The organism is Martinezella miluonensis, assembly GCF_900094545.1.
Lineage (GTDB): Bacteria > Pseudomonadota > Alphaproteobacteria > Rhizobiales > Rhizobiaceae > Rhizobium > Rhizobium miluonense.
Window position 1 is genome coordinate 65,689 of sequence record NZ_FMAH01000031.1, and the last position, 18,486, is coordinate 84,174.

General features: G+C 59.5%; 18 protein-coding genes and 1 other RNA gene. 12 read left to right on the forward strand and 7 right to left on the reverse strand.

Annotation, left to right across the window (positions count from 1 at the left end):
• Positions 1–692: 692 nt before the first annotated feature.
• Complete coding sequence (locus GA0061102_RS22240; RefSeq protein ID WP_092853296.1) at positions 693–1,706, forward strand: flagellin N-terminal helical domain-containing protein; 1,014 nt, start codon at positions 693–695, stop codon at positions 1,704–1,706.
• Between the two features lie 196 nt (positions 1,707–1,902).
• Positions 1,903–2,568, forward strand: a complete 666-nt coding sequence (locus GA0061102_RS22245; RefSeq protein ID WP_092853298.1) for a YiaD family glycine zipper/OmpA-like lipoprotein — start codon at positions 1,903–1,905, stop codon at positions 2,566–2,568.
• Between the two features lie 69 nt (positions 2,569–2,637).
• Here the strand turns inward: GA0061102_RS22245 and GA0061102_RS22250 are convergent, their stop codons facing one another.
• Positions 2,638–3,045 carry a DUF2000 family protein gene (locus GA0061102_RS22250; protein WP_092853300.1) on the reverse strand — a complete coding sequence of 136 codons (408 nt, stop codon included), beginning with the start codon at positions 3,043–3,045 and terminating at the stop codon, positions 2,638–2,640.
• A 14-nt stretch (positions 3,046–3,059) separates the two neighbouring features.
• On the opposite strand from GA0061102_RS22250, the gene GA0061102_RS22255 reads away from it, so the two are divergent.
• The 3 genes from GA0061102_RS22255 to GA0061102_RS22265 all read left to right on the forward strand — a co-directional run bounded on the left by GA0061102_RS22255 (position 3,060) and on the right by GA0061102_RS22265 (position 9,513).
• On the forward strand, positions 3,060–3,956 hold the full coding sequence (locus GA0061102_RS22255) for an AraC family transcriptional regulator (RefSeq protein WP_425348558.1): 897 nt from the start codon (positions 3,060–3,062) through the stop codon (positions 3,954–3,956).
• A 164-nt stretch (positions 3,957–4,120) separates the two neighbouring features.
• Complete coding sequence (locus GA0061102_RS22260; protein ID WP_092853304.1) at positions 4,121–5,533, forward strand: FAD-binding oxidoreductase; 1,413 nt, start codon at positions 4,121–4,123, stop codon at positions 5,531–5,533.
• Positions 5,534–5,778: 245 nt separating this feature from the next.
• Complete coding sequence (locus GA0061102_RS22265) at positions 5,779–9,513, forward strand: AsmA family protein (RefSeq protein ID WP_092853306.1); 3,735 nt, start codon at positions 5,779–5,781, stop codon at positions 9,511–9,513.
• A gap of 267 nt (positions 9,514–9,780) precedes the next feature.
• Here GA0061102_RS22265 and GA0061102_RS22270 read toward each other — a convergent pair whose 3' ends face one another.
• The 4 genes from GA0061102_RS22270 to ssrA form a co-directional block, all read right to left on the reverse strand.
• Complete coding sequence (locus GA0061102_RS22270) at positions 9,781–9,993, reverse strand: ribbon-helix-helix domain-containing protein (RefSeq protein ID WP_092853332.1); 213 nt, start codon at positions 9,991–9,993, stop codon at positions 9,781–9,783.
• Positions 9,994–10,096: 103 nt separating this feature from the next.
• A complete protein-coding gene (locus GA0061102_RS22275) occupies positions 10,097–10,291 on the reverse strand; it encodes a DUF4169 family protein (RefSeq protein WP_037151034.1) in 195 nt (64 codons plus the stop codon).
• Positions 10,292–10,346: 55 nt separating this feature from the next.
• Positions 10,347–10,856 carry an SspB family protein gene (locus tag GA0061102_RS22280; RefSeq protein WP_092853308.1) on the reverse strand — a complete coding sequence of 170 codons (510 nt, stop codon included), beginning with the start codon at positions 10,854–10,856 and terminating at the stop codon, positions 10,347–10,349.
• A gap of 121 nt (positions 10,857–10,977) precedes the next feature.
• Positions 10,978–11,347: a transfer-messenger RNA gene (gene ssrA / locus GA0061102_RS22285) on the reverse strand.
• 200 nt (positions 11,348–11,547) lie between these two features.
• Between ssrA and thyA the strand changes: the two genes are divergently transcribed.
• Complete coding sequence (thyA, locus tag GA0061102_RS22290) at positions 11,548–12,468, forward strand: thymidylate synthase (protein ID WP_092853310.1); 921 nt, start codon at positions 11,548–11,550, stop codon at positions 12,466–12,468.
• Here thyA and GA0061102_RS22295 read toward each other — a convergent pair.
• Together GA0061102_RS22295 and GA0061102_RS22300 are read right to left on the reverse strand one after the other, a co-directional pair.
• Positions 12,465–12,908, reverse strand: coding sequence for a DMT family transporter (locus GA0061102_RS22295; RefSeq protein WP_092853312.1), 444 nt, complete (start codon positions 12,906–12,908; stop codon positions 12,465–12,467). The two genes, thyA and GA0061102_RS22295, sit on opposite strands and share 4 nt — an antisense overlap.
• 13 nt (positions 12,909–12,921) lie before the next feature.
• On the reverse strand, positions 12,922–13,449 hold the full coding sequence (locus GA0061102_RS22300; RefSeq protein WP_092853334.1) for a GNAT family N-acetyltransferase: 528 nt from the start codon (positions 13,447–13,449) through the stop codon (positions 12,922–12,924).
• 300 nt (positions 13,450–13,749) lie between these two features.
• On the opposite strand from GA0061102_RS22300, the gene GA0061102_RS22305 reads away from it, so the two are divergent.
• The 6 genes from GA0061102_RS22305 to GA0061102_RS22330 form a co-directional block, all read left to right on the forward strand.
• Positions 13,750–14,316, forward strand: a complete 567-nt coding sequence (locus tag GA0061102_RS22305) for a helix-turn-helix domain-containing protein (RefSeq protein WP_092853336.1) — start codon at positions 13,750–13,752, stop codon at positions 14,314–14,316.
• Between the two features lie 156 nt (positions 14,317–14,472).
• Complete coding sequence (locus GA0061102_RS22310; protein ID WP_092853314.1) at positions 14,473–15,306, forward strand: NAD(P)-dependent oxidoreductase; 834 nt, start codon at positions 14,473–14,475, stop codon at positions 15,304–15,306.
• Between the two features lie 105 nt (positions 15,307–15,411).
• Positions 15,412–15,930 carry a dihydrofolate reductase gene (locus GA0061102_RS22315; RefSeq protein WP_092853316.1) on the forward strand — a complete coding sequence of 173 codons (519 nt, stop codon included), beginning with the start codon at positions 15,412–15,414 and terminating at the stop codon, positions 15,928–15,930.
• 163 nt (positions 15,931–16,093) lie between these two features.
• Positions 16,094–17,218: an FtsH protease activity modulator HflK gene (gene hflK, locus GA0061102_RS22320; protein ID WP_092853318.1), complete on the forward strand. Its 1,125-nt coding sequence runs from the start codon at positions 16,094–16,096 to the stop codon at positions 17,216–17,218.
• Positions 17,218–18,138: a protease modulator HflC gene (hflC, locus tag GA0061102_RS22325; protein WP_092853320.1), complete on the forward strand. Its 921-nt coding sequence runs from the start codon at positions 17,218–17,220 to the stop codon at positions 18,136–18,138. Before hflK ends, hflC begins: the two co-directional genes overlap by 1 nt.
• 102 nt (positions 18,139–18,240) lie before the next feature.
• A partial coding sequence (locus tag GA0061102_RS22330) for a transposase (RefSeq protein WP_139115093.1) occupies positions 18,241–18,486 on the forward strand: 246 nt, incomplete at its 3' end.

Genomic DNA, 18,486 nt, shown 5'->3' on the forward strand with positions numbered 1-18,486 from the left:
CTGTGAATAAAACGCCTCGTTGTCCCCATCAAGATTACAACTCTGTCATGATTTGCGGCAAATCTTGCCGCACATGTTCAAAAAAACGATACTGCAGTAAATCGCGCACAATCTTGCGTTACATCGCTGCCGACCCGAATTCGAATACGCTGGCCTCCTGCGGGGTGCCGGCGTTCCGGAAACCGCGGTGGCGGTCCTTGCACCTAGCAGGGCGACAAGGGTGAGAAGCAGGCTGGTGCCACCTGGCTGCACAGTTCCAAAGCTTACTGTCGTCGCTCATCATCATATTGACGGTGCCGCTCGGCTTTACCTGTGCCGCCTTTGCAGCCAGATCGGTCTGGTGCCGCTGGTCAGCGTCATGCACATGAGGAGCAACGACTGCACCAGGAAATGTCGGACGCAGCGTTGCGCACGAAGCTTGCCAGCCTTCGTGCAGCGGGATGAAGCCAGCACGGGTGAGTTGCGCTCGCTGCAGGTTTTACGCTTATTTATGGTAAATCATGTGTGTGGCTTAGCACTTTATTAAGTGTGTTTGCTAATCATAGCGGCATGTAACCGCCGGAGCTCAGGTGTTGTTTTTGCCAGGCTCCCCGTTCGCCGACACGATCGGCCCGCGCGCATGAGCGCCCGCGGCAAGGTTGCAATGTTTCCTAGTATTTGTTGCGTATTGTTGCGTTCGGAGTTCGTGTGCTGTGAGTATTTTTTCGACCTTCATCAGGGTCAGTCCCTCCGTGAATACAGCACTGGAAGTGTTGAAAGACACCCAGGCCAAGTTGGTTAATGCGGAGCGGCAAATGTCGTCCGGTCTGCGGGTGCAGACGGTCAAGGATGACGCCACCTACTGGAAAATTTCTACTTCAACGCGCACTGACATCGGCGCGATTTCGGCGGTGCAGGATGCGCTCGGCCTTGCTGCGTCCACCGTCAATACCGCGTCCACGGGTGTCGAGAGCGCGGTCAGCGTCGTGACGCAGATACGATCGAAGCTCGTCAGCGCCTATGAGACAAGTGTCGACAAGACGAAGCTCAATGATGAGATCACCCAGCTCAAAGAGCAGCTACGCAGCATCGGGGAATCGGCAACCTTCAATGGTGTTAACTGGACCGTATTGCGCGACGGCGTCGACCCGACGAAACCGCATCAGGTTCCCGGTTCCTTCATCCGCAACGCCAATGGAACCGTCTCGATCGGCATGCTGAATTACGAAGGTGTGACGTCTACCAGCGGCTCCGTCGTCCCGGCGGATGCGCGATATCTGATCGACGACCAATCGAGTGGTTCGGGCGGACATGGCGTACTGACCTCTACGGCCTTCGCGACTGCGGCCGGGTCTGCCAAAAACTATGTATTGCTCAGCAGCAAGAGTGGCAACACGAGCGGCCAGGTCGAAGTTTCGCTCGACGCGAATACGACGCGGGGGGCGATTACTGATATGGTCAATACCGTGACGGCGATGTTGCAGCAGCTCAACACCATCGGATCCGCCTTCGGCTCGCTGGAGTCCCGTATCAGCCTCCAGACCGAGTTCGCCAAGAATCTCAACGATTCCCTGACAACCGGCGTCGGCAAGCTCGTGGACGCCAACATGGAGCAGCAGTCGAGCAGGGTAATGGCGCTGCAGGCCCAGGTACAACTCGGACTTCAAGGGCTCTCGATCGCCAATTCAAGCTACAATACGACGCTGCAGCTCTTCCGCAATTTGTGATCGCTAGCTGGGGTCGCTGATTGGGCGAGACGGGGCCGATGTCGGCCCCGCGGATCGCGGGCGGCAATCGGTTGCAGCGGAGGTCGCGCCTGTGCGCTATGCGCAGGGGACAATCGACGGACTAAAATTTCACTTCATCATCTTGCCGTAATGTTTCATATCTGCTTCGGCCATCGAACCGGAGAGCGACGATTCTATGATCAAGAAAATTGCCATTCTTGCCCTAGCGGCAGCCTTTTTGAACGCGTGCACCACGACTGACCCCTATACGGGCGAGCAGAAAGTATCCAACACGGCGGGCGGTGCGGCACTCGGTGCCGGCGTCGGCGCGGTTGCTGGTCTCCTCATCGGTCATTCGCCGGCCTCGCGCCGCAATGCCGCGCTGATCGGCGCTGGCGTCGGGGCACTCGCAGGCGCCGGCATCGGTAACTATATGGACCAGCAGGAGTCCGAGCTGCGCGCGCAGCTGCAGGGCACCGGGGTTTCGGTTACCCGCGCCGGCGACCGCATTATCCTCAACATGCCGTCGGCGATCACCTTTGACATCGACCAGGACGCGATCAAGCCAGAGTTCTTCGCAACCCTCAATTCGGTCGCCATCGTCCTGCGCAAGTTCAACCGTACGCTGATCGACGTCAACGGCCATACGGATTCGACCGGCAGCCTGCAGCATAACCAGGATCTGTCCGAGCGCCGCGCCGGTTCTGTTGCCTCCTACCTTGGCAGCCAGGGCATCGACCAGCGCCGCATGTCCGCCATTGGCTTCGGTCCGTCGCAGCCTGTTGCGTCCAACGCAAACGAGGCTGGCCGCGCCCAGAATCGTCGCGTCGAAATCCAGATCGCCCCGATCACCCAGAGCTGATCGGATTACTGGCATCATAGAAAAACGGCCGGGTTATGCGACCCGGCCGTTTTTCGTTGTGTGCTTCCGTCATGCGTGCATCGTCGCGCCCTTGGTGATCTTGTCGACGATCTTCTTCTCTGCACGGACGGCGATGCCGACAACCTTGGCATCCTCGGGAGAGAATTGGGAAAAGACGGCGCGATTGGCCTCGTCATGGCCCGTCGAGAACATTTCCTCGATGAAGAGCGAGGAGGTGACGCCGCGCTCCAGTGAACGGCGATGGATGGTAGCGATATTGTCTTGATTGGCCGAAAGGACGATGATCGGCTGGATCGACAATGCGTTGTAGACGTTGCCGGCGCGATCGCGATAGGATTCACCGATGACTTCTGGATATTGTCCGGCAATGCCGCTTGTCAGGAAGGCAGTTACATTCAGCTTTTGCCAGGATTGAAGGTCGTTTCGCAGAACGATCGCGATTTTGGTATCGAACATCGATGGTCACTTTCATGCAGTCTGGAAATGGGACATTGCACGACGATGTAGCCGGACAGATCTTCGAGGGTCTTGAACGTTTGTGCGTGACGCCCGATGCCAACCGCATCCTGTCAGCGCCGGCCTATCCCGGCATCGAGCGCATCCAGGCGCAGTTTCGAGGCGATGCATTCGATCTGCATCGGCACGATACCTATGCGCTTGGCGTTACCATGCGCGGCGTGCAGACATTCCGCTATCGAGGCGAACAGCGCTACAGCCTGCCGGGCAGGGTGATCATTCTTCATCCGGACGAGTTGCATGACGGTGGGGCGGCGACCGACGACGGGCTGGTCTACCGCATGCTGTATCTGGAACCTTCAGTGCTGTTTCAATGCTTGCAGGTAGCGCGCGTCGGCCTGCCTTTCGTCGGTGACCCCGTCGTGAAGGATGACCGGCTCGCCGGTCTGTTGCTGGCAGCGCTCGGCGAACTTGATCGCGAGCTGGATGACCTCTTCGTCGACGATTTCGTTTCCCGTTTGGCCGATGGTCTCGTGCAGCATGCGCGCCTGCCGCAGAGGCCATTGGGCAGCATCGCCTGGGGTCAGGTAAAGGCCGCCCGCGACTATCTCGAAGCGCATGTCATGCGTGGGGTGAACTCCCAGGAACTGGAGCGCATCACCGGCCTCGATCGTTTTGCGCTTTCGCGGCATTTCCGCGCTGCCTTTGCCACAAGTCCGCACCGTTTCCTGCTGATGCGCAGGCTGCAGCAGGCAAAGGCGCTGATCGCAAAAGGTGAACCGATCGCCCAAATCGCCGCAGCAACAGGATTTGCCGATCAGAGCCATTTGACCCGACATTTCAAGAAAGCCTTCGGCATTGCGCCCGGCGCATGGAGCAGCATGGTGCGCGGTGTGGGAGTGCGCGGCTGAGGACTTCACGGCGTGAGGCGAGGCCGCCCGAACTTGCCGTCCATGCGGCGGCAAGGGCTGAGCCGAGCTCACTTTTTTCATGACTGGACAGCGCCGCGCCGATGTCCCATAGAACCGATAAAAGGGTTAACGCCCTTCGATAATCGTAGTGGGAGATTCGGACTATGGTGCTGGCTGATGCGAAGGTGGGAACACGCAACGAGGCGGGGATAGCCGCCGTTCTCGGCGTTCTGAAACAGGCCTTCGGCGAGCGTCTCCAGACCGGCGAGAGCTTTCGCGCGCAGCACGCCCATACAACCACCTATATCCCGCCGCAGCTTCCCGATGGTGTCGTTTTCGCCGAAACGAGCGAAGACGTGCAAGCTGTCGTCAAGGCTTGTGCCGAACATAAGGTTCCCGTCACCCCCTTCGGTACTGGGTCTTCGCTTGAGGGGCAGGTGAATGCGCCGCAAGGCGGCATTTCCATCGATTTCAGCCGGATGAACCGCGTTCTCGAAGTTAACGCCGAAGATCTGGATTGCACGGTTGAGCCCGGCGTTACCCGCGAGCAGCTCAACATCTATCTGCGCGACACCGGATTGTTCTTTCCGATCGATCCGGGCGCCAATGCGTCGATCGGCGGCATGGCGTCGACGCGCGCCTCCGGCACCAATGCCGTGCGCTACGGCACGATGAAGGACAATGTGCTGGCGCTGACGGTCGTGACCGCCGATGGCAAGGAAATCCGCACCGCCCGCCGCGCCAGGAAATCCTCGGCCGGCTACGATCTGACCCGTCTTTTCGTCGGCGCCGAAGGCACGCTTGGAGTGCTGACGTCGATCACACTGCGTCTGCAGGGCATCCCCCAGAAGATCGCCGGCGGCGCTTGTGCCTTTCCGGATATCAAGGCAGCATGCGACGCCGTCATCATGACGATCCAGATGGGCATTCCGGTTGCGCGCATCGAGCTGCTTGATGCCGTGCAGATGCGGGCCTCCAACAGCTATTCCGGCCTGACATACGACGAGAAGCCGACGCTCTTCCTCGAATTCCATGGCACGGAAGAGACGGTTGCGCTGCAATCGGAGCAGTTCGCCGGGATCGCGGCCGAATGCGGTGGCGGCGAGTTTCTCTGGACTGATAACGCAGAGGAGCGCAACAAGCTCTGGAAGGCGCGTCATGATGCCTATTGGGCGTGCCGGGCGCTGGCGCCGGGGCTGGCTGCCCTGTCGACCGACGTCTGCGTGCCGATCTCGCGGCTTGCCGAATGCGTCGCGGAGACCCAGGCCGATATCGAGGCGCACGGTCTGCTGGCGCCGATCGTCGGCCATGCCGGCGACGGCAATTTCCATGTGCTTGTCCTGTTCGACGACAAGACCCCGGAAGGGATCGCCGTGGTCGAGGATTTCGTGGCCCGCCTCAATGCGCGTGCGTTGGCCATGGATGGCACCTGCACGGGCGAACATGGGATAGGGCAGGGCAAGATGGCGTTTCTCGAGCAGGAACTCGGCAATGCCGTCGATGTCATGCGGCAGGTCAAGGAAGCCCTCGATCCCGATGCCATCTTCAATCCCGGAAAGATATTCCGCCCTCATTGAAAAGCGGAGCGTTCCCATGATCTTGGCTTGCTACGCGCGCGAATGGCGCTAGGCTGCAGCCGCTTTCCCAACTTATGTCACGGAAAGCGGCGAGGATGCGCCGGATCACGCTGCAGGCCTCGAAAATGATGCGATTTTCGAACAAGACGTAATAGAGACGTGCGTATCCGGGGCGATGTGGTGTATGTGCTCCGATAGATTAAGATTTATCGTTTATATGGAATGAAGATTGGAGACGGTGCGCGTTGTTGGGTAGGGTCCTGGTTTTTCTGGGTGGATTGCTTGTGGTGGTGCTGTTCGTGGCACTGCTTGCTCCGCTCTTCATAGACTGGACCGATTTTCGCAAGAATTTCGAGGATCAGGCGAGCCGCATCATCGGTAAAAAGGTGACCGTCCACGGCACAGTCGGTGCCCGCCTTCTGCCTTTTCCGTCTGTGACCCTGCATGATGTCCGCGTCGGCCAGGAGGCGGATGGAACGCCGCTGGTACAGATTGCCGAATTCTCCATGGATGCCGAGCTTGCGCCCTTCCTTTCCGGCGAGGCGCTAATCTTCGACATGCGCGTGTCGAAGCCGAAGGTGCGCCTGAGGCTGCTCAAGGACGGCACGCTGGACTGGATGCGCGGCAGCCTGCCCGAGATCCCCGCAAAATCAGTGGTGCTCGAAAGCGTGCATGTTGAGGAGGGCGATATCGTCTTCGTCGACGAACAGTCCGGCCGTACCCGGCGTGTAACCGACCTCAATGCCGAAATGTCCGCGAGGTCGCTGGCCGGCCCGTGGCGCATAGAGGGCGACGCGGCGCTTGATGGCGAGCACGGCAACTTCACGGTTTCCAGCAGTCAGCCGGATGACAATGGTGTCCTGCGCGTTCGCACGCGGCTGATGCCCGATCGTCATCCACTCAATGTCGATCTCGATGGCGAGCTGAAGTTGGTCGACAGCAAGCCCGACTACATGGGTTCCTTCACGGCAGGGGTCAACGACAAGCAGTCGCGCAATTCCTCCGACCAGAAGGCGCAGCCCCGTATCAAGGGCCGCTTCGAACTGACGAATGATCGTATTCGCGTTCCTGAATATCGTCTCGAAGTCGGTGCCGATGACGATCCCTACGTCGTCACCGGCGAAGCGACGCTGGATACCGGCTCCAAGCCGGAGTTTCTGCTGACCGCCGATGGCCAGCAGATCGACGTCAACCGTCTCGGCAACAGCAAGGGCGCCAATGGCAAGACCAACCGAAACCCTGTGGTATCGGCACGTCAGCGCTTGAACAACCTGATTGCGATCGCTGCCGAGATTCCGGTGCCGCAGGTGCCCGGCAAGGCCACGTTCCGTCTGCCGGCGATCGTTGCCGGCGACACGACCATCCGCGACGTCCAGCTCGATCTGGAGCCGGCGGGAACAGGATGGAAGATCGATCATGCGATCGGCATGCTGCCGGGCAGGACGCAGGTCGAAGCACGCGGCAATCTGATGCTGCAGGGCGAGCCGAATTTCATCGGCAATCTGGTCGTCGCGTCGAACCAGCCTTCCGGATTGGCTTCCTGGCTGGTGGGGTCCGTCGATCCGTCGATTCGCCAGCTGCGGCAGGCTGGCTTTTCCGCCGATGTCAGCCTGCGCCACGATCAGCAGCGTTTCGAAAATCTGGAAATCGCAATCGGTTCGGCCACGCTCAAGGGTAGGCTCGAGCGCCAGGCACCGAACGACAAGACCCAACCGAAGCTCGCCGTCGATCTGGCGGGCGATGCGCTTGATCTCGATGCGCTGAGGGCGCTGACGGGCCTGTTGACTGGTCAGAATAGTGACGAGTCCCTGTTCGATCACCGGATCACGGCGCATCTGCAAGCCGGGAAGTTCGTCGCCTTCGGTGTGCCGGCCGATAATGTCGACAGCTCGTTCTCACTTGCGGATGGCTCGCTGACGCTCGACAAACTCGCTGTCCGTAACGTCGCCGGTGCGGAGATCACCGCGACCGGGCGCGCAGGCGGTTCTCCGTCGGACTACAAGGGCTCGGGCGAAATCACCTTCAAGGCGGCTGATCCCGGCCCGTTCTTCGAAATGCTGCGCCAGCATCTGCCGCATCATCCTGTGATGGATCGGCTGGTGCGCAATGCCGCTTGGTATGGAAATACGGCGCTTCGCGGTGCGGTGACGCTCGGCGGTGATCAGGACAATGCTTTGACGGTAACGCTCGCCGGCGTGTCCAACGGCAGCCGTGTCAATTTCGACTATCGCATGTCCGACCTTTCGGCTTTTACCGGCAAAGGCACCACAACGCTGGAAGGAACGCTCGAGAATTCCATTACGTCGATCCTCTTCGGCCAGGCGGGCCTCGACCCGCTGCCGGTCGAAGCCGATGCCAATGGCCGCCTGACGCTGAAAGTCTCCGCCAGTGGCACCGATCCGGCCGATGCGGCGCTGACTTTTGCCACCGACAAGACCTCGTTCACCGCAAACGGCAAGGTCGATGTGCGCCCCGACAGCTTCCTCAACGGCAATATTGCCTTGTCGCTGGAAAGTGCGGATCTGGACCCCTATTTCGTGATGAACGGCATCGGCATTCCGCAGATGGGCGCCGGCTTGCCGGTCAAGTTCCAGGCGAATGCGGCCCTGAGCCCCGACAAGATCGCATTCTCCGGCATGAAGGGTCTGCTTGCCGACAACAATGTGTCGGGTACGCTGACGTTCGACAGAAAGGCGCGGAACGTCAAGGCGACCGGCGAACTGACACTGGACAAGGTGGATCTCGACTGGCTGGCCGAGGCGATCTATGGGCCGATGGCGGATGCGAAAACCGGCAGCCTGTCCAAGGACAAACTCGGATTGCCTGCCTTCACTGGGCTCGATATTGGCGTCAAGCTTTCTGCAAAGCAGGTGTGGCCCGGTATCTTCGGTCCCGTGTCGAATTTCACCGGCAATGTCGCCTACAAGGGTGAAGAACTCCGGCTGAACGATCTGGCCGGCGGCTGGAACGGCGGCACCGTGAACGGCAGCCTGATGTTTGCCAATTCCGACGGTACGGGGTTGCTGCAGACGAAGCTCAACCTGGTCAATGCGGACCTTGCCACAGTTGCTTGGCAGCGCGACGGCGCTGCGCTTGCCAGCGGTCGCTTTGGCCTGGGCATAAATGTCGAAGCGAGCGGCAAGAGCATTGCCGAGCTTGCCGCGAACGCCAGCGGCTCGGGCGAGATCAAGCTTGGCGAGACTCATGTGCGCGGCCTCAACCTCTCCATCCTGCCGCCATTGCTGTCGGCGACGGACCAGATTCAGGGCGAGATCACCGCCGACAAGGTCTTGCCGATCGTGCAGACGCTGCTCAATAACGGCGAGGCGGTGCTGTCGGCGACCAGCATACCGTTCAATATTTCTAGCGGCGTGGCGCGCGCGACCAACATCGTTGCCAGCAACGGTGTTGCGAAGCTTTCCGGCAATGCCGAAATCAGCCTGCCTGACGAGCGCATGCGCGGGTCGCTCGGCATTGCTTTTAAACCCGGAAGCGAAGCGCAAAGCGGCGCGGAGCCGGCACTGCGCCTCGATTTTGCCGGGCCGCTTGCAACACCGGGCCGGACGATGGATGTCACCGACATCACCAGCTTCCTCTCCGTGCGTGCATTCGAGCGCGAACGTCGGCGCGTCGAACGCCTGCAAGCCAATGTGCTCGAGAAGCAGCGGCTCCGGCGCGAGGTGGCGCTTTACAAGTACGTGGCTGTGGCGCGCGAGGCTCAACGCCAGCGTGATGTCGCCATCGAGCAACAGCGGCGCGCCGAGGAAGAGCGGCTGCGCGATCTAGCCCGGGAGGCTGCTGCGCGGAAGCAGGCGGAAGAAGAGGCCAAGGCCAAGCAGGTGGAGGAGGAAGCGAAGGTCAAGGCTGCCGCCGAAGCACGCGCCAAAGCCGAAACTCAGCAACCGCCAGCATCCATCGGACAGGCGCCGAAAACCACGCCTCCCTTGAATTTCAATGAGCTACCTGGGATCGCCCAGTAGCGCCCGTCTTTGCCGCGCCATGTTGGAGCGGCGTCGATCGCGACTGAGAAGCGACGCGCAGCTTTTTGAACGGTCTCCGGCTTTTTAGACGGAGCGTCAGCGCGCGATGTTGTTGTCTCGCGCCACTCCGGGCGGAAGCCCGTTTTGGGCTTTGCTGCAACCGACCTAGAGCGGTTCAGTTTTTCACGGAATCTGAGAGTCGCTTTAACTTATTGTTTTTACGCAGTTTCGGACGGAAAACCGCTGCGCACTTTTCCTGGAATTGCTCTAGTTGCGGTCCTTCAGCCACTTGAGCACATACAGGCGGAGCGCGGAAGAGAGGTTGCTGCCGGCCTCGCGTCCATCGTCGATTTCGGAGATCAACGCAGCTAGCGAGATGCCGCGTGCGCTGGCGATTGCCTTCAGTTCTGTCCAGAAGGCGTCCTCAAGGGAAAAGCTCGTGCGATGGCCATGCAGCGTCGCGGAATGTTTACGGATCATCGGAGGGTCGATCAAAATCGGAAAAGATGGGGCGCTTCTGAAAATGATTCAAAATGCAGGAGTAAGCAACTGATTTCGGAAGTTTTTTATGCAGGCACTGCAATCATTCGTCTGACTTCGGCGTCTCGATATGTCCGGCCTTGTGGGCTTTCGTCGCCTTATCGTTGAGCGCCTTCGTCAGGTTCTTTTCCGTCTTGGTGCGGCCGAAGGTGATACGGTTCTGTTCGGCCTGCTTTTCCTTTTCAGAGCGGGCCTTGGTTTTGCGAAACTGACGCAGATTGACGACTTCCGCGCTCATCGGTCTGTTCCCTTTTCCATGTAGAAAGGGGAAGCGGATGCTTCCCTTGATATGCCTATTGCTTCTTGCGGAATGCGTCGAGGGAAACCACCGACCCGGGCTTCTTCTCCTCGCCGTCCTTGGCGGCAGTCGCCTGCTCCTCAGCGCCTTCGGCCGGAACCGGATAGGCGGTGATCTCGCCGGAGGTGATTTCCTCGTCGTCGGCTAACGGTACGTCGAACTCAAGCTCGAAGTTGACGGAGGGGTCATAGAAGCCTCGGACGGCGTTGAAGGGGATCACCAGCTTTTCAGGAACGTCGGAGAAGGAGAGGCCGATCTCGAACAGGCTTTCCGTGACTTTGAGATCCCAGAATTGATGCTGGATGACGATGGTCATCTGTTCCGGATACTTCGACTTCAGGTGCTGCGAGATGCGCACACCGGGAGCACCCGTGAGGAAGGTAATGAAGAAATGATGGTCCCCCGGCAGGCGGCCGGTGGCGCCGACTTCGGTCAACACCTTACGTATGACTCCACGCAGGGCGTCCTGTGCCAAAATATCGTAGCGGATATGATCCTGCGCCATACTTTCCTGTCTTTCGTTAGCCCATGCTTTTTCTAAGGCTTATGCCACGCTCGACGCCAAGGGGAAAGCCCCGTGCGCGAGTCATCGCTCAGTCTTACTATAATATAGCAATGGAGGATAAGGTGAAGGCTTCTGTTGCCAGGTGCCTTCGAACCCCGCCTAAGAGTGCGACCCCTTAGGACTTTATTTGAAGTGTCACACCGCGATTAAGCAGCGAGACGAGCTTCCGCATAGTTGTCGTTTGCAACTACAATTTTAGCCCGATAACGGCGGTACAATGCCGAGCGAAAAGTCGATCTTTACACCCTTGTCGATCCTGTTTCGCCCCCATCAAAAGCCGGTCTGTCGCCGTCGTGCCGGCCGGTTTTTGGTGGAGGCGCCGGGTACCGCCCCCGGGTCCAATAGGTTTATTACACCGCTCATTTATCGCCATAGCCGGCCCGAAGACCGGCAAGGGTGATATAGTGTTTTCCGCGGGCGAAGGGAAGGGCAATTGTCATAAATGCTTTGCCGAAACATCGGTTTGCGGCGTGCGAAGCGAGATTTGCCTGAATTACTCCGCGCCACGGTTGGTTTCGCGCCGGCTTGTCATTAAAATCGCGGAAAAGGAATCGGCCGGGCACGCGGCGGCAACTGGCCGTTTGCGGTATTCGCGCTGTCCAGAGAATTTCAAGCGATTTCGGAGCAGAAGATGGCTCGTCACCCGGAGTATCAATATCTCGACCTGATGGAGCACCTGCTCGAGCATGGTGATCGCCGCATCGACCGGACCGGCGTCGGCACCTTGAGCGGCCTCGGCGCCATGATGCGCTTCGATCTCTCGAAGGGGCAGTTCCCGATCTTCACGACCAAGCGGGTCTACTGGAAGCTCGCCGTCAAGGAAATGCTCTGGTTCCTGACCGGTGACACGAACATCCGAAATCTTCTCAAGGAGAACGTGCGCATCTGGACCGATTGGCCGCTCGCCAAATATCGCAAAGCGACCGGAGAGGATATTGATCAGCTTGGCTTCGAGAAGCGGATTCTGGACGATGAGGCTTTTGCCCTGCAATGGGGCGATCTCGGCCCGGTCTACGGCAAGCAGTGGCGGCAGTGGCGCGATGCCGAGGGTAGGGTGCATGATCAGCTTGCCTCGGTCATCAAGGATCTGAAAACCAATCCCAGCAGCCGCCGCATGATTTTCCATGCCTGGAACGTCGGTGAACTGGCCGATATGGCGCTGCATCCCTGCCATATGGTCTATCAGTTCCATGTGTCGAACATATCCGGCGCGGAAGGCCGGCGTCCGCGTCTCAGCCTGATGGTTTTCCAGCGCTCGTGCGATCTGTTCCTCGGGAACCCCTTCAATATCTGCCAGCAGGCGGCATTGCTGGCCATGGTCGCGCAACAGGTCGATATGGATGTTGGGGAGCTGGTCTGGTCGGGCGGTGACGTGCACCTCTATCTCAACCATCTCGATGCGATCCGCGAACAGCTCAGCCGCGAGCCGCGGGCATTCCCGACATTGCGTCTGCTTCGCCGGCCTGACAGCATCGACGACTATCGCATCGAGGATTTCGAGATCACCGGCTACGAGCCGCATGCTGCGATAGCGGCCGAAGTCGCGGTTTAGGCGTTTCGGCCTGCGACGAGCACGGCGCCAGTCACGAGCAGTAGCGCGCCGACAAGCTGCCATGTGCTGAAGCCGGCCACTTTCTGTTCGGAGATGGCGGCGTCAAATGCAAGCCCGGCCAGGAGCTGGCTGGCGACAAGGACAGCTATGGTGGGGGCTGCGCCAAGGCGCTGATATCCCATAATGCCAGCGAAGACGAAGAAAGAGCCCAGTAGGCCCGGCAGCAGTGCCCATGGTCGAATGGCACCGGCTGCTTCCGTAAGTCCGGCAAGACCATTGCGCGAAATCAGGATCAGGAGCAGCGCCGTCAGACCGACTGAAGAGTTGATGACAAGTGTGATCAGCACGGTCGACACCGACTGGGTGATCCGCACCATCAATGCGTTCTGCAAAACGAGCGATATGCCGGCGAGAATGAGTGTTGCCACCGTGATCGGCATGGTGCTCGCGCCCTTACGCCGTCGGCTTGTTGTCGGGGTCCGTGCGCTCATCGAGCAGCAGTTGCAGGAAGGCCAGATCGAGCCATCGCCCGAACTTCGTGCCGACCTGCGGCAGAAGGCCGACCTGCTGGAAGCCGAGCTTTTCGTGCAGCCGGATCGAGGCCTTGTTACCAGCTTCGATGCCGGCGACCATCGCATGTTTTCCGATCGCCCGGGCGCGCTCGATCAGCTCGATCATCAGCGCCTTGCCGATGCCGCCTCGATATTGATCATTGCGGACATAGACGGAGTGTTCCACCGTGTGCCGATAGCCGTCGAAGGCGCGCCAGTCGCCGAAGGAGGCATAACCGATTACGTCGCCATGGTCGTCGGTCGCCACCAGTACCGGATAGCCCAGCTTGTGCCGATCCTGCAGCCATAGCCGGCGATTGCCAATGTCGACCTGCGTCTCGTTCCAGATCGCGGCGGTATTGGCGACTGCATCATTGTAGATCGCGGTTATTCCCGCGAGATCTTCATCTCTCGCATCGCGAATTTGCATCGGCGGCTCCATCGGCCATCCACTAAATTGGATGGACACCTATCCTATCGGTCCATGCTGTCATACACCGATTTCAACATCTGTCCACTATATTATTACAAAAATCCAGCAAGCTAACAGCGGCGCCGGCAGCTGGCATCACTGGTGATTTTGATGAAACTTAGCCTATTTCAATGGATGGCGACTTCCTTTGGCAGACATTCAGCCTGTTCTCCGTGCTCTTGAACATTGCATGAGGCGATCATTCGAAGGCCGCTGGCTTTGATTGTCATTCCTGTGATTGTCTACTATAGTGTACCGATGTCGCAACCTGATGATATCGATAGGCGCATCGGCGCACGCATTCGCTTGGAACGTGAGAGTCGCGGCTGGTCGTTGACGGAGCTGGCGGAACGCTCGGCTGTTTCCCGTGCCATGATCCACAAGATCGAGCGCGGCGAGAGCAGCCCGACGGCGACGCTGCTCGGCAAGCTTTCCGGTGCCTTCAGTCTCAGCATGTCGACCCTGATGGCGCGCGCGGAGATGCAGCAGGGCCGATTTCTGAGGAAGGAAGAGCAGCCCGTCTGGGTCGATCCGCAAACGGGTTACGAGCGACGGCACGTCTCCCCGAAGTCCGATCTGCCATTGGATCTCGTTCGCATCGAGTTGCCTGCGGGCGCGGAAGTTCCCATGCCTGCATCGGCTTACACCTTCATGCGGCAACTCATCTGGGTACTGGACGGGCAACTGACCTTTCTCGAAGGGGATGCCAAGCACCTGATGGCTGTCGGCGATTGTCTCGAGCTCGGCCCGCCGACGGATTGCGTCTTCAGGAATGAAAGCGGGGATTTGTGCATCTATGCCGTCCTGGTGCTTCGCAACGCGTGAGGTGCGTCCACGGGGTCGTGTTGGCGGATGAGCCGCCAGGCGGACGGGCTCTGCAACTCGACGCTAAACTTCGTGTTACCGCGTGGCATTCCACTCGTTCGGTTGGGCGATAGCCGCTATGCTGCTGCCGTCCTTGTGCGGAGAAGGAGAGCGGCCGTGGATATCGCAGTCATCGGAGCTGGCGCCATGGGCAGCGCCATTGCGCGGCGTTTGGCCGAGAACGGTGCGAGGGTGCTGACCTATCTCGAAGGTCGTTCAGCGGCGACGATCGAACGGGCGAAGATTGCGGGCATGGAAGCCGTCGGTCTCGATGCCATCGCCGGCGCAGGCCTGATCCTTTCCATCGTTCCGCCCGCCAACGCCATTGCCGTCGCCGAGCAGGTCGCTGCTGCGATACGCCGACACGGCACGAAGACGACCTTCATCGACTGCAATGCGATTTCGCCGCAGACGATGATGCAGGTCGCGTCGATCTTCGGCAGCGATCGCGGCGTTGTTCTCGATGGCTCCATCATCGGCGGGCCGCCGAAGACCGGTCAGAAGGGGCCCAAACTCTATGTCAGCGGCGATGCGGCCGACAGCAGTGCCGTGCTGGCCGAGCACGGTCTTCAGGTGCGCCGCATCGATGGGCCGATCGGCGCGGCGTCCGCATTGAAAATGTGCTATGCCGGCATCAACAAGGGCGTGACCGGTCTCGGCACGGCCATGCTGCTCGCCGCGATCCGTTCGGGGGCGGACGAGGCTCTGAAACGCGAATTGCAGGAAAGCTTGCCGGATCTCGATGCGAAACTGGTGAATGCTATCCCCGACATGTATCCGAAGGCCTATCGCTGGGTTGCCGAGATGGAGGAGATTTCCGAATTCCTCGGCGACGACGATCCGGCAGCTTTGATATTCAAAGGCATGGCCGGGCTCTATCGAAAGATGGCGGCAGATCGGGAAGGCGGCGGCCTGCTGGCGGGGCAACTCGACAGACTGAACAACCGCTGACGACGTGCGGAAAGGGGTGCTTTTTATCTCGTGTCGCGACTATCGTATGACCGTATCGTCTCCCGATTCGTGTCGGCTATGACGACTTTTGTCCGAGGGAGAAGCATGAGCCAACCGATCAAAACCATCGTCGTTGCCGTATCGCGCAACGGCATCATCGGGCGTGACGGTGACATGCCCTGGCGGCTGTCGTCCGATCTCAAGCGGTTCAAGGCGATGACGCTCGGCAAACCCGTCATCATGGGACGCAAGACCTTTCAATCGATCGGCAGACCACTGCCCGGCCGGCCGAATATCATCATCACACGCGATGCAGGGTTTTCGGCGGAAGGGGTCACGGCGGCGCATTCGCTTGACGAGGCTATCGATGTCGCTTCCCGGCTTGCGGCGGAGAGCGATGCTGACGAAATCTGCATTCTCGGCGGTGGTGAAATCTATCGTCAGTCGATCGTCCTGGCAGACCGTTTGCTGGTCACGCATGTCGAAACGGATGTGGATGGAGACACTTCCTTTCCGGCTATCGACCCAGCCCTCTGGCAAGTCGAAAGCGAGCTTGCCGTGCCGGCTGGCGAGAAGGACAGCTATGCGACGCGTTTCGTTGTCTATGTCAGGCGAAAAGCGTAAAAGCTGTCCCCAAAAAACAAATATTTTCCAGTTAATCCGCCGAACTTCCTGAAGTTGCGTTGAAAGCAGGTGCGTCGATACCTATAACGGGAAACAATCGCTGCTACCCGCGAATTTTGCGGGTTCGGCGCGATGCTGGGAGTCAACAAACAAAGAGGTTTTGATGCCTTGGAGCAATCAGAATGGCGGCGGCGGTGGCCCATGGGGCGGCGGCGGCGGTGGAAATAACCAGGGACCTTGGGGGCAAGGACCGAACCGGCCGCGCGGAAGCGGCAATGGAGGGCCTCCGGATCTCGAGGATATTATTCGCCGTGGCCAGGACCGCCTGAAGGGCTTCGTCCCTGGCGGCTTTAATGCTGGTGTCTTCTTCATCATTGCTGCGATTATCGGCATTTTCTGGCTGATCCAGTGTATCTATACGGTACAGCCGGACGAGCGCGGCGTGGAATTGCGTTTCGGCAAGCCGCGCGAGGAAGTCTCGATGCCTGGCCTGCACTTCCATTTCTGGCCGGTGGATCGCATCGAGTTCGTCAAGGTCACCGAGCAACAGCGCAATATCGGCAGCCGTTCGAGCGCCGGTTCGACCAACGGCCTGATGCTGACGGGCGATCAGAACATCGTCAACGTGCAGTTTTCGGTTCTCTATACGGTAACCAATCCGCAATCCTATCTTTTCAAGATCGAAAGCCCGGACGAGACGCTGCAGCAGGTATCTGAAAGCGCCATGCGCGAAATCGTCGGACGTCGTCCTGCGCAGGACATCTATCGCGATAACCGCCAGGAAATTGCCGTTCAGGTCCGAAATATCATCCAGGACACGATGGATCGCTATGGCGCCGGCATCTCCATCAATGCCGTGCCGATCGAGGATGTCTCGCCGCCACGGGAAGTGGCCGATGCATTCGAAGAAGTGCAGCGCGCCGAGCAGAACGAAGATCAGCAGGTGGAAGAGGCCAATCAATACGCCAACCAGCAGCTTGGTCAGGCCCGCGGCCGTGCGGCGCAGATCCGCGAAGAGGCGGCCGCCTACAAGGATCGCGTCGTGAAGGAAGCACAGGGTGAGGCGCAGCGCTTCATCTCGATCTACGACGAATACGTCAAGGCGCCGGAAGTCACCCGCAAGCGGCTGTTCCTTGAAACCATGGAGGCCGTCATCGGCAATTCCAACAGCGTCATCATCGACGACAAGCAGGGCGTCGTTCCCTACCTGCCGCTCAATGAAGTCGGCAAGCAGTCCAATCCGCAGGCGAGCAAGCCCGCTACCGCAACTCAGCCGGAGGCCAAATAATGACGTCCAGCCGTTTGCCAACCATTCTCATCGCGCTCGCGGTGGTGCTGTTGCTCATCTACTCGTCAGTGTTCGTGGTCAATGCCCGCGAGCAGGCCATCGTTCTGCGTTTCGGTCAGATCCGCGCGGTCAAGACCGAGCCGGGCCTCTATTTCAAGCTGCCTTTCGCCTTTATGGATGCCGACCGCGTGCAGTACATCCAGCAGCAGGAGCTTCGTTTCGATCTGGACAATATCCGTGTCCAGGTTTCGGGCGGCAAGTTCTATGAGGTCGATGCCTTTGTGATCTACAAGATCACCGACGCCCGCAAGTTCCGCGAGACGGTGTCGGGCGATCGGGACGCTGCGGAATCGCGTCTGAGAACCCGCCTCGACGCCTCGCTGCGCCGTGTCTACGGTCTGCGCGGTTTCGAAGCGGCGCTCTCCAACGAACGCGCCTCCATGATGACCGAAGTGCGTGACGATCTGCATCGCGATGCGGAGACGCTTGGTCTCAATATCGAGGATGTTCGCATTCGCCGCACAGACCTGTCCCAGGAAGTGTCGCAAAACACCTACGACCGCATGAAGGCCGAGCGTCTGGCGGAGGCGGAACTGATCCGCGCCAGAGGTAACGAAGAAGGCCAGCGCCGCCGCGCGATCGCAGACCGTCAGGTTGTCGAGATCGTCGCGGATGCGCGAAAGGACTCGGAAGTTCTGCGTGGTCAGGGCGAAGCCGAGCGCAACGCCATCTTCGCCGATGCCTCGAAGCGTGATCCCAACTTCTACGAGTTCTATCGTTCGATGGCCGCCTATAACAAGGCGCTTGGCTCCGGCGGCAAGACGCTGGTCCTTCCGCCGAACAAATCGGACTTCTTCAAGTTCTTCGATAGTCCTGCCGGCGCACCGGCACTCGCCAATCCGGCGACACCGGCAAATTGATGCGTCGACCGAAAGAAATCAAAGGGCTGCCTCACGCAGCCTGTGTGAGAAGTCCGGCAAATCAATTAAGGTGGCCGCATTGGAAACGATGCGGCCATTTTCATGGGATACATTTCAGGGACTGATCGGGGTCAGACGTCGCTGTTGCCAGCCCGGATCGAGGATTACGTTGCGGCAGATGCTGCGGTGCGGGTGATCGATGCCTTTGTCGATGGGCTTGATGTTGCGCAGCTCGGATTCAGGCGAGCGGTTGAGGCCTCGACAGGTCGTCCCCCCTACGATCCGCGTGATCTGCTGAAGCTCTACATCTACGGCTATTTCAACGAGGTGCGCTCCTCCCGGCGACTG

Excerpts from the sequence above, each read along its gene's own strand:
- GA0061102_RS22245 (WP_092853298.1), top strand. The coding sequence starts at position 1,903 with ATGATCAAGAAAATTGCCATTCTTGCCCTAGCGGCAGCCTTTTTGAAC.
- GA0061102_RS22250 (WP_092853300.1), bottom strand. The coding sequence starts at position 3,045 with ATGTTCGATACCAAAATCGCGATCGTTCTGCGAAACGACCTTCAATCC.
- GA0061102_RS22255 (WP_425348558.1), top strand. The coding sequence starts at position 3,060 with ATGCAGTCTGGAAATGGGACATTGCACGACGATGTAGCCGGACAGATC.
- GA0061102_RS22260 (WP_092853304.1), top strand. The coding sequence starts at position 4,121 with ATGGTGCTGGCTGATGCGAAGGTGGGAACACGCAACGAGGCGGGGATA.
- GA0061102_RS22270 (WP_092853332.1), bottom strand. The coding sequence starts at position 9,993 with ATGATCCGTAAACATTCCGCGACGCTGCATGGCCATCGCACGAGCTTT.
- GA0061102_RS22275 (WP_037151034.1), bottom strand. The coding sequence starts at position 10,291 with ATGAGCGCGGAAGTCGTCAATCTGCGTCAGTTTCGCAAAACCAAGGCC.
- GA0061102_RS22280 (WP_092853308.1), bottom strand. The coding sequence starts at position 10,856 with ATGGCGCAGGATCATATCCGCTACGATATTTTGGCACAGGACGCCCTG.
- thyA (WP_092853310.1), top strand. The coding sequence starts at position 11,548 with ATGGCTCGTCACCCGGAGTATCAATATCTCGACCTGATGGAGCACCTG.
- GA0061102_RS22295 (WP_092853312.1), bottom strand. The coding sequence starts at position 12,908 with ATGCCGATCACGGTGGCAACACTCATTCTCGCCGGCATATCGCTCGTT.
- GA0061102_RS22300 (WP_092853334.1), bottom strand. The coding sequence starts at position 13,449 with ATGCAAATTCGCGATGCGAGAGATGAAGATCTCGCGGGAATAACCGCG.
- GA0061102_RS22305 (WP_092853336.1), top strand. The coding sequence starts at position 13,750 with ATGTCGCAACCTGATGATATCGATAGGCGCATCGGCGCACGCATTCGC.
- GA0061102_RS22315 (WP_092853316.1), top strand. The coding sequence starts at position 15,412 with ATGAGCCAACCGATCAAAACCATCGTCGTTGCCGTATCGCGCAACGGC.
- hflK (WP_092853318.1), top strand. The coding sequence starts at position 16,094 with ATGCCTTGGAGCAATCAGAATGGCGGCGGCGGTGGCCCATGGGGCGGC.
- hflC (WP_092853320.1), top strand. The coding sequence starts at position 17,218 with ATGACGTCCAGCCGTTTGCCAACCATTCTCATCGCGCTCGCGGTGGTG.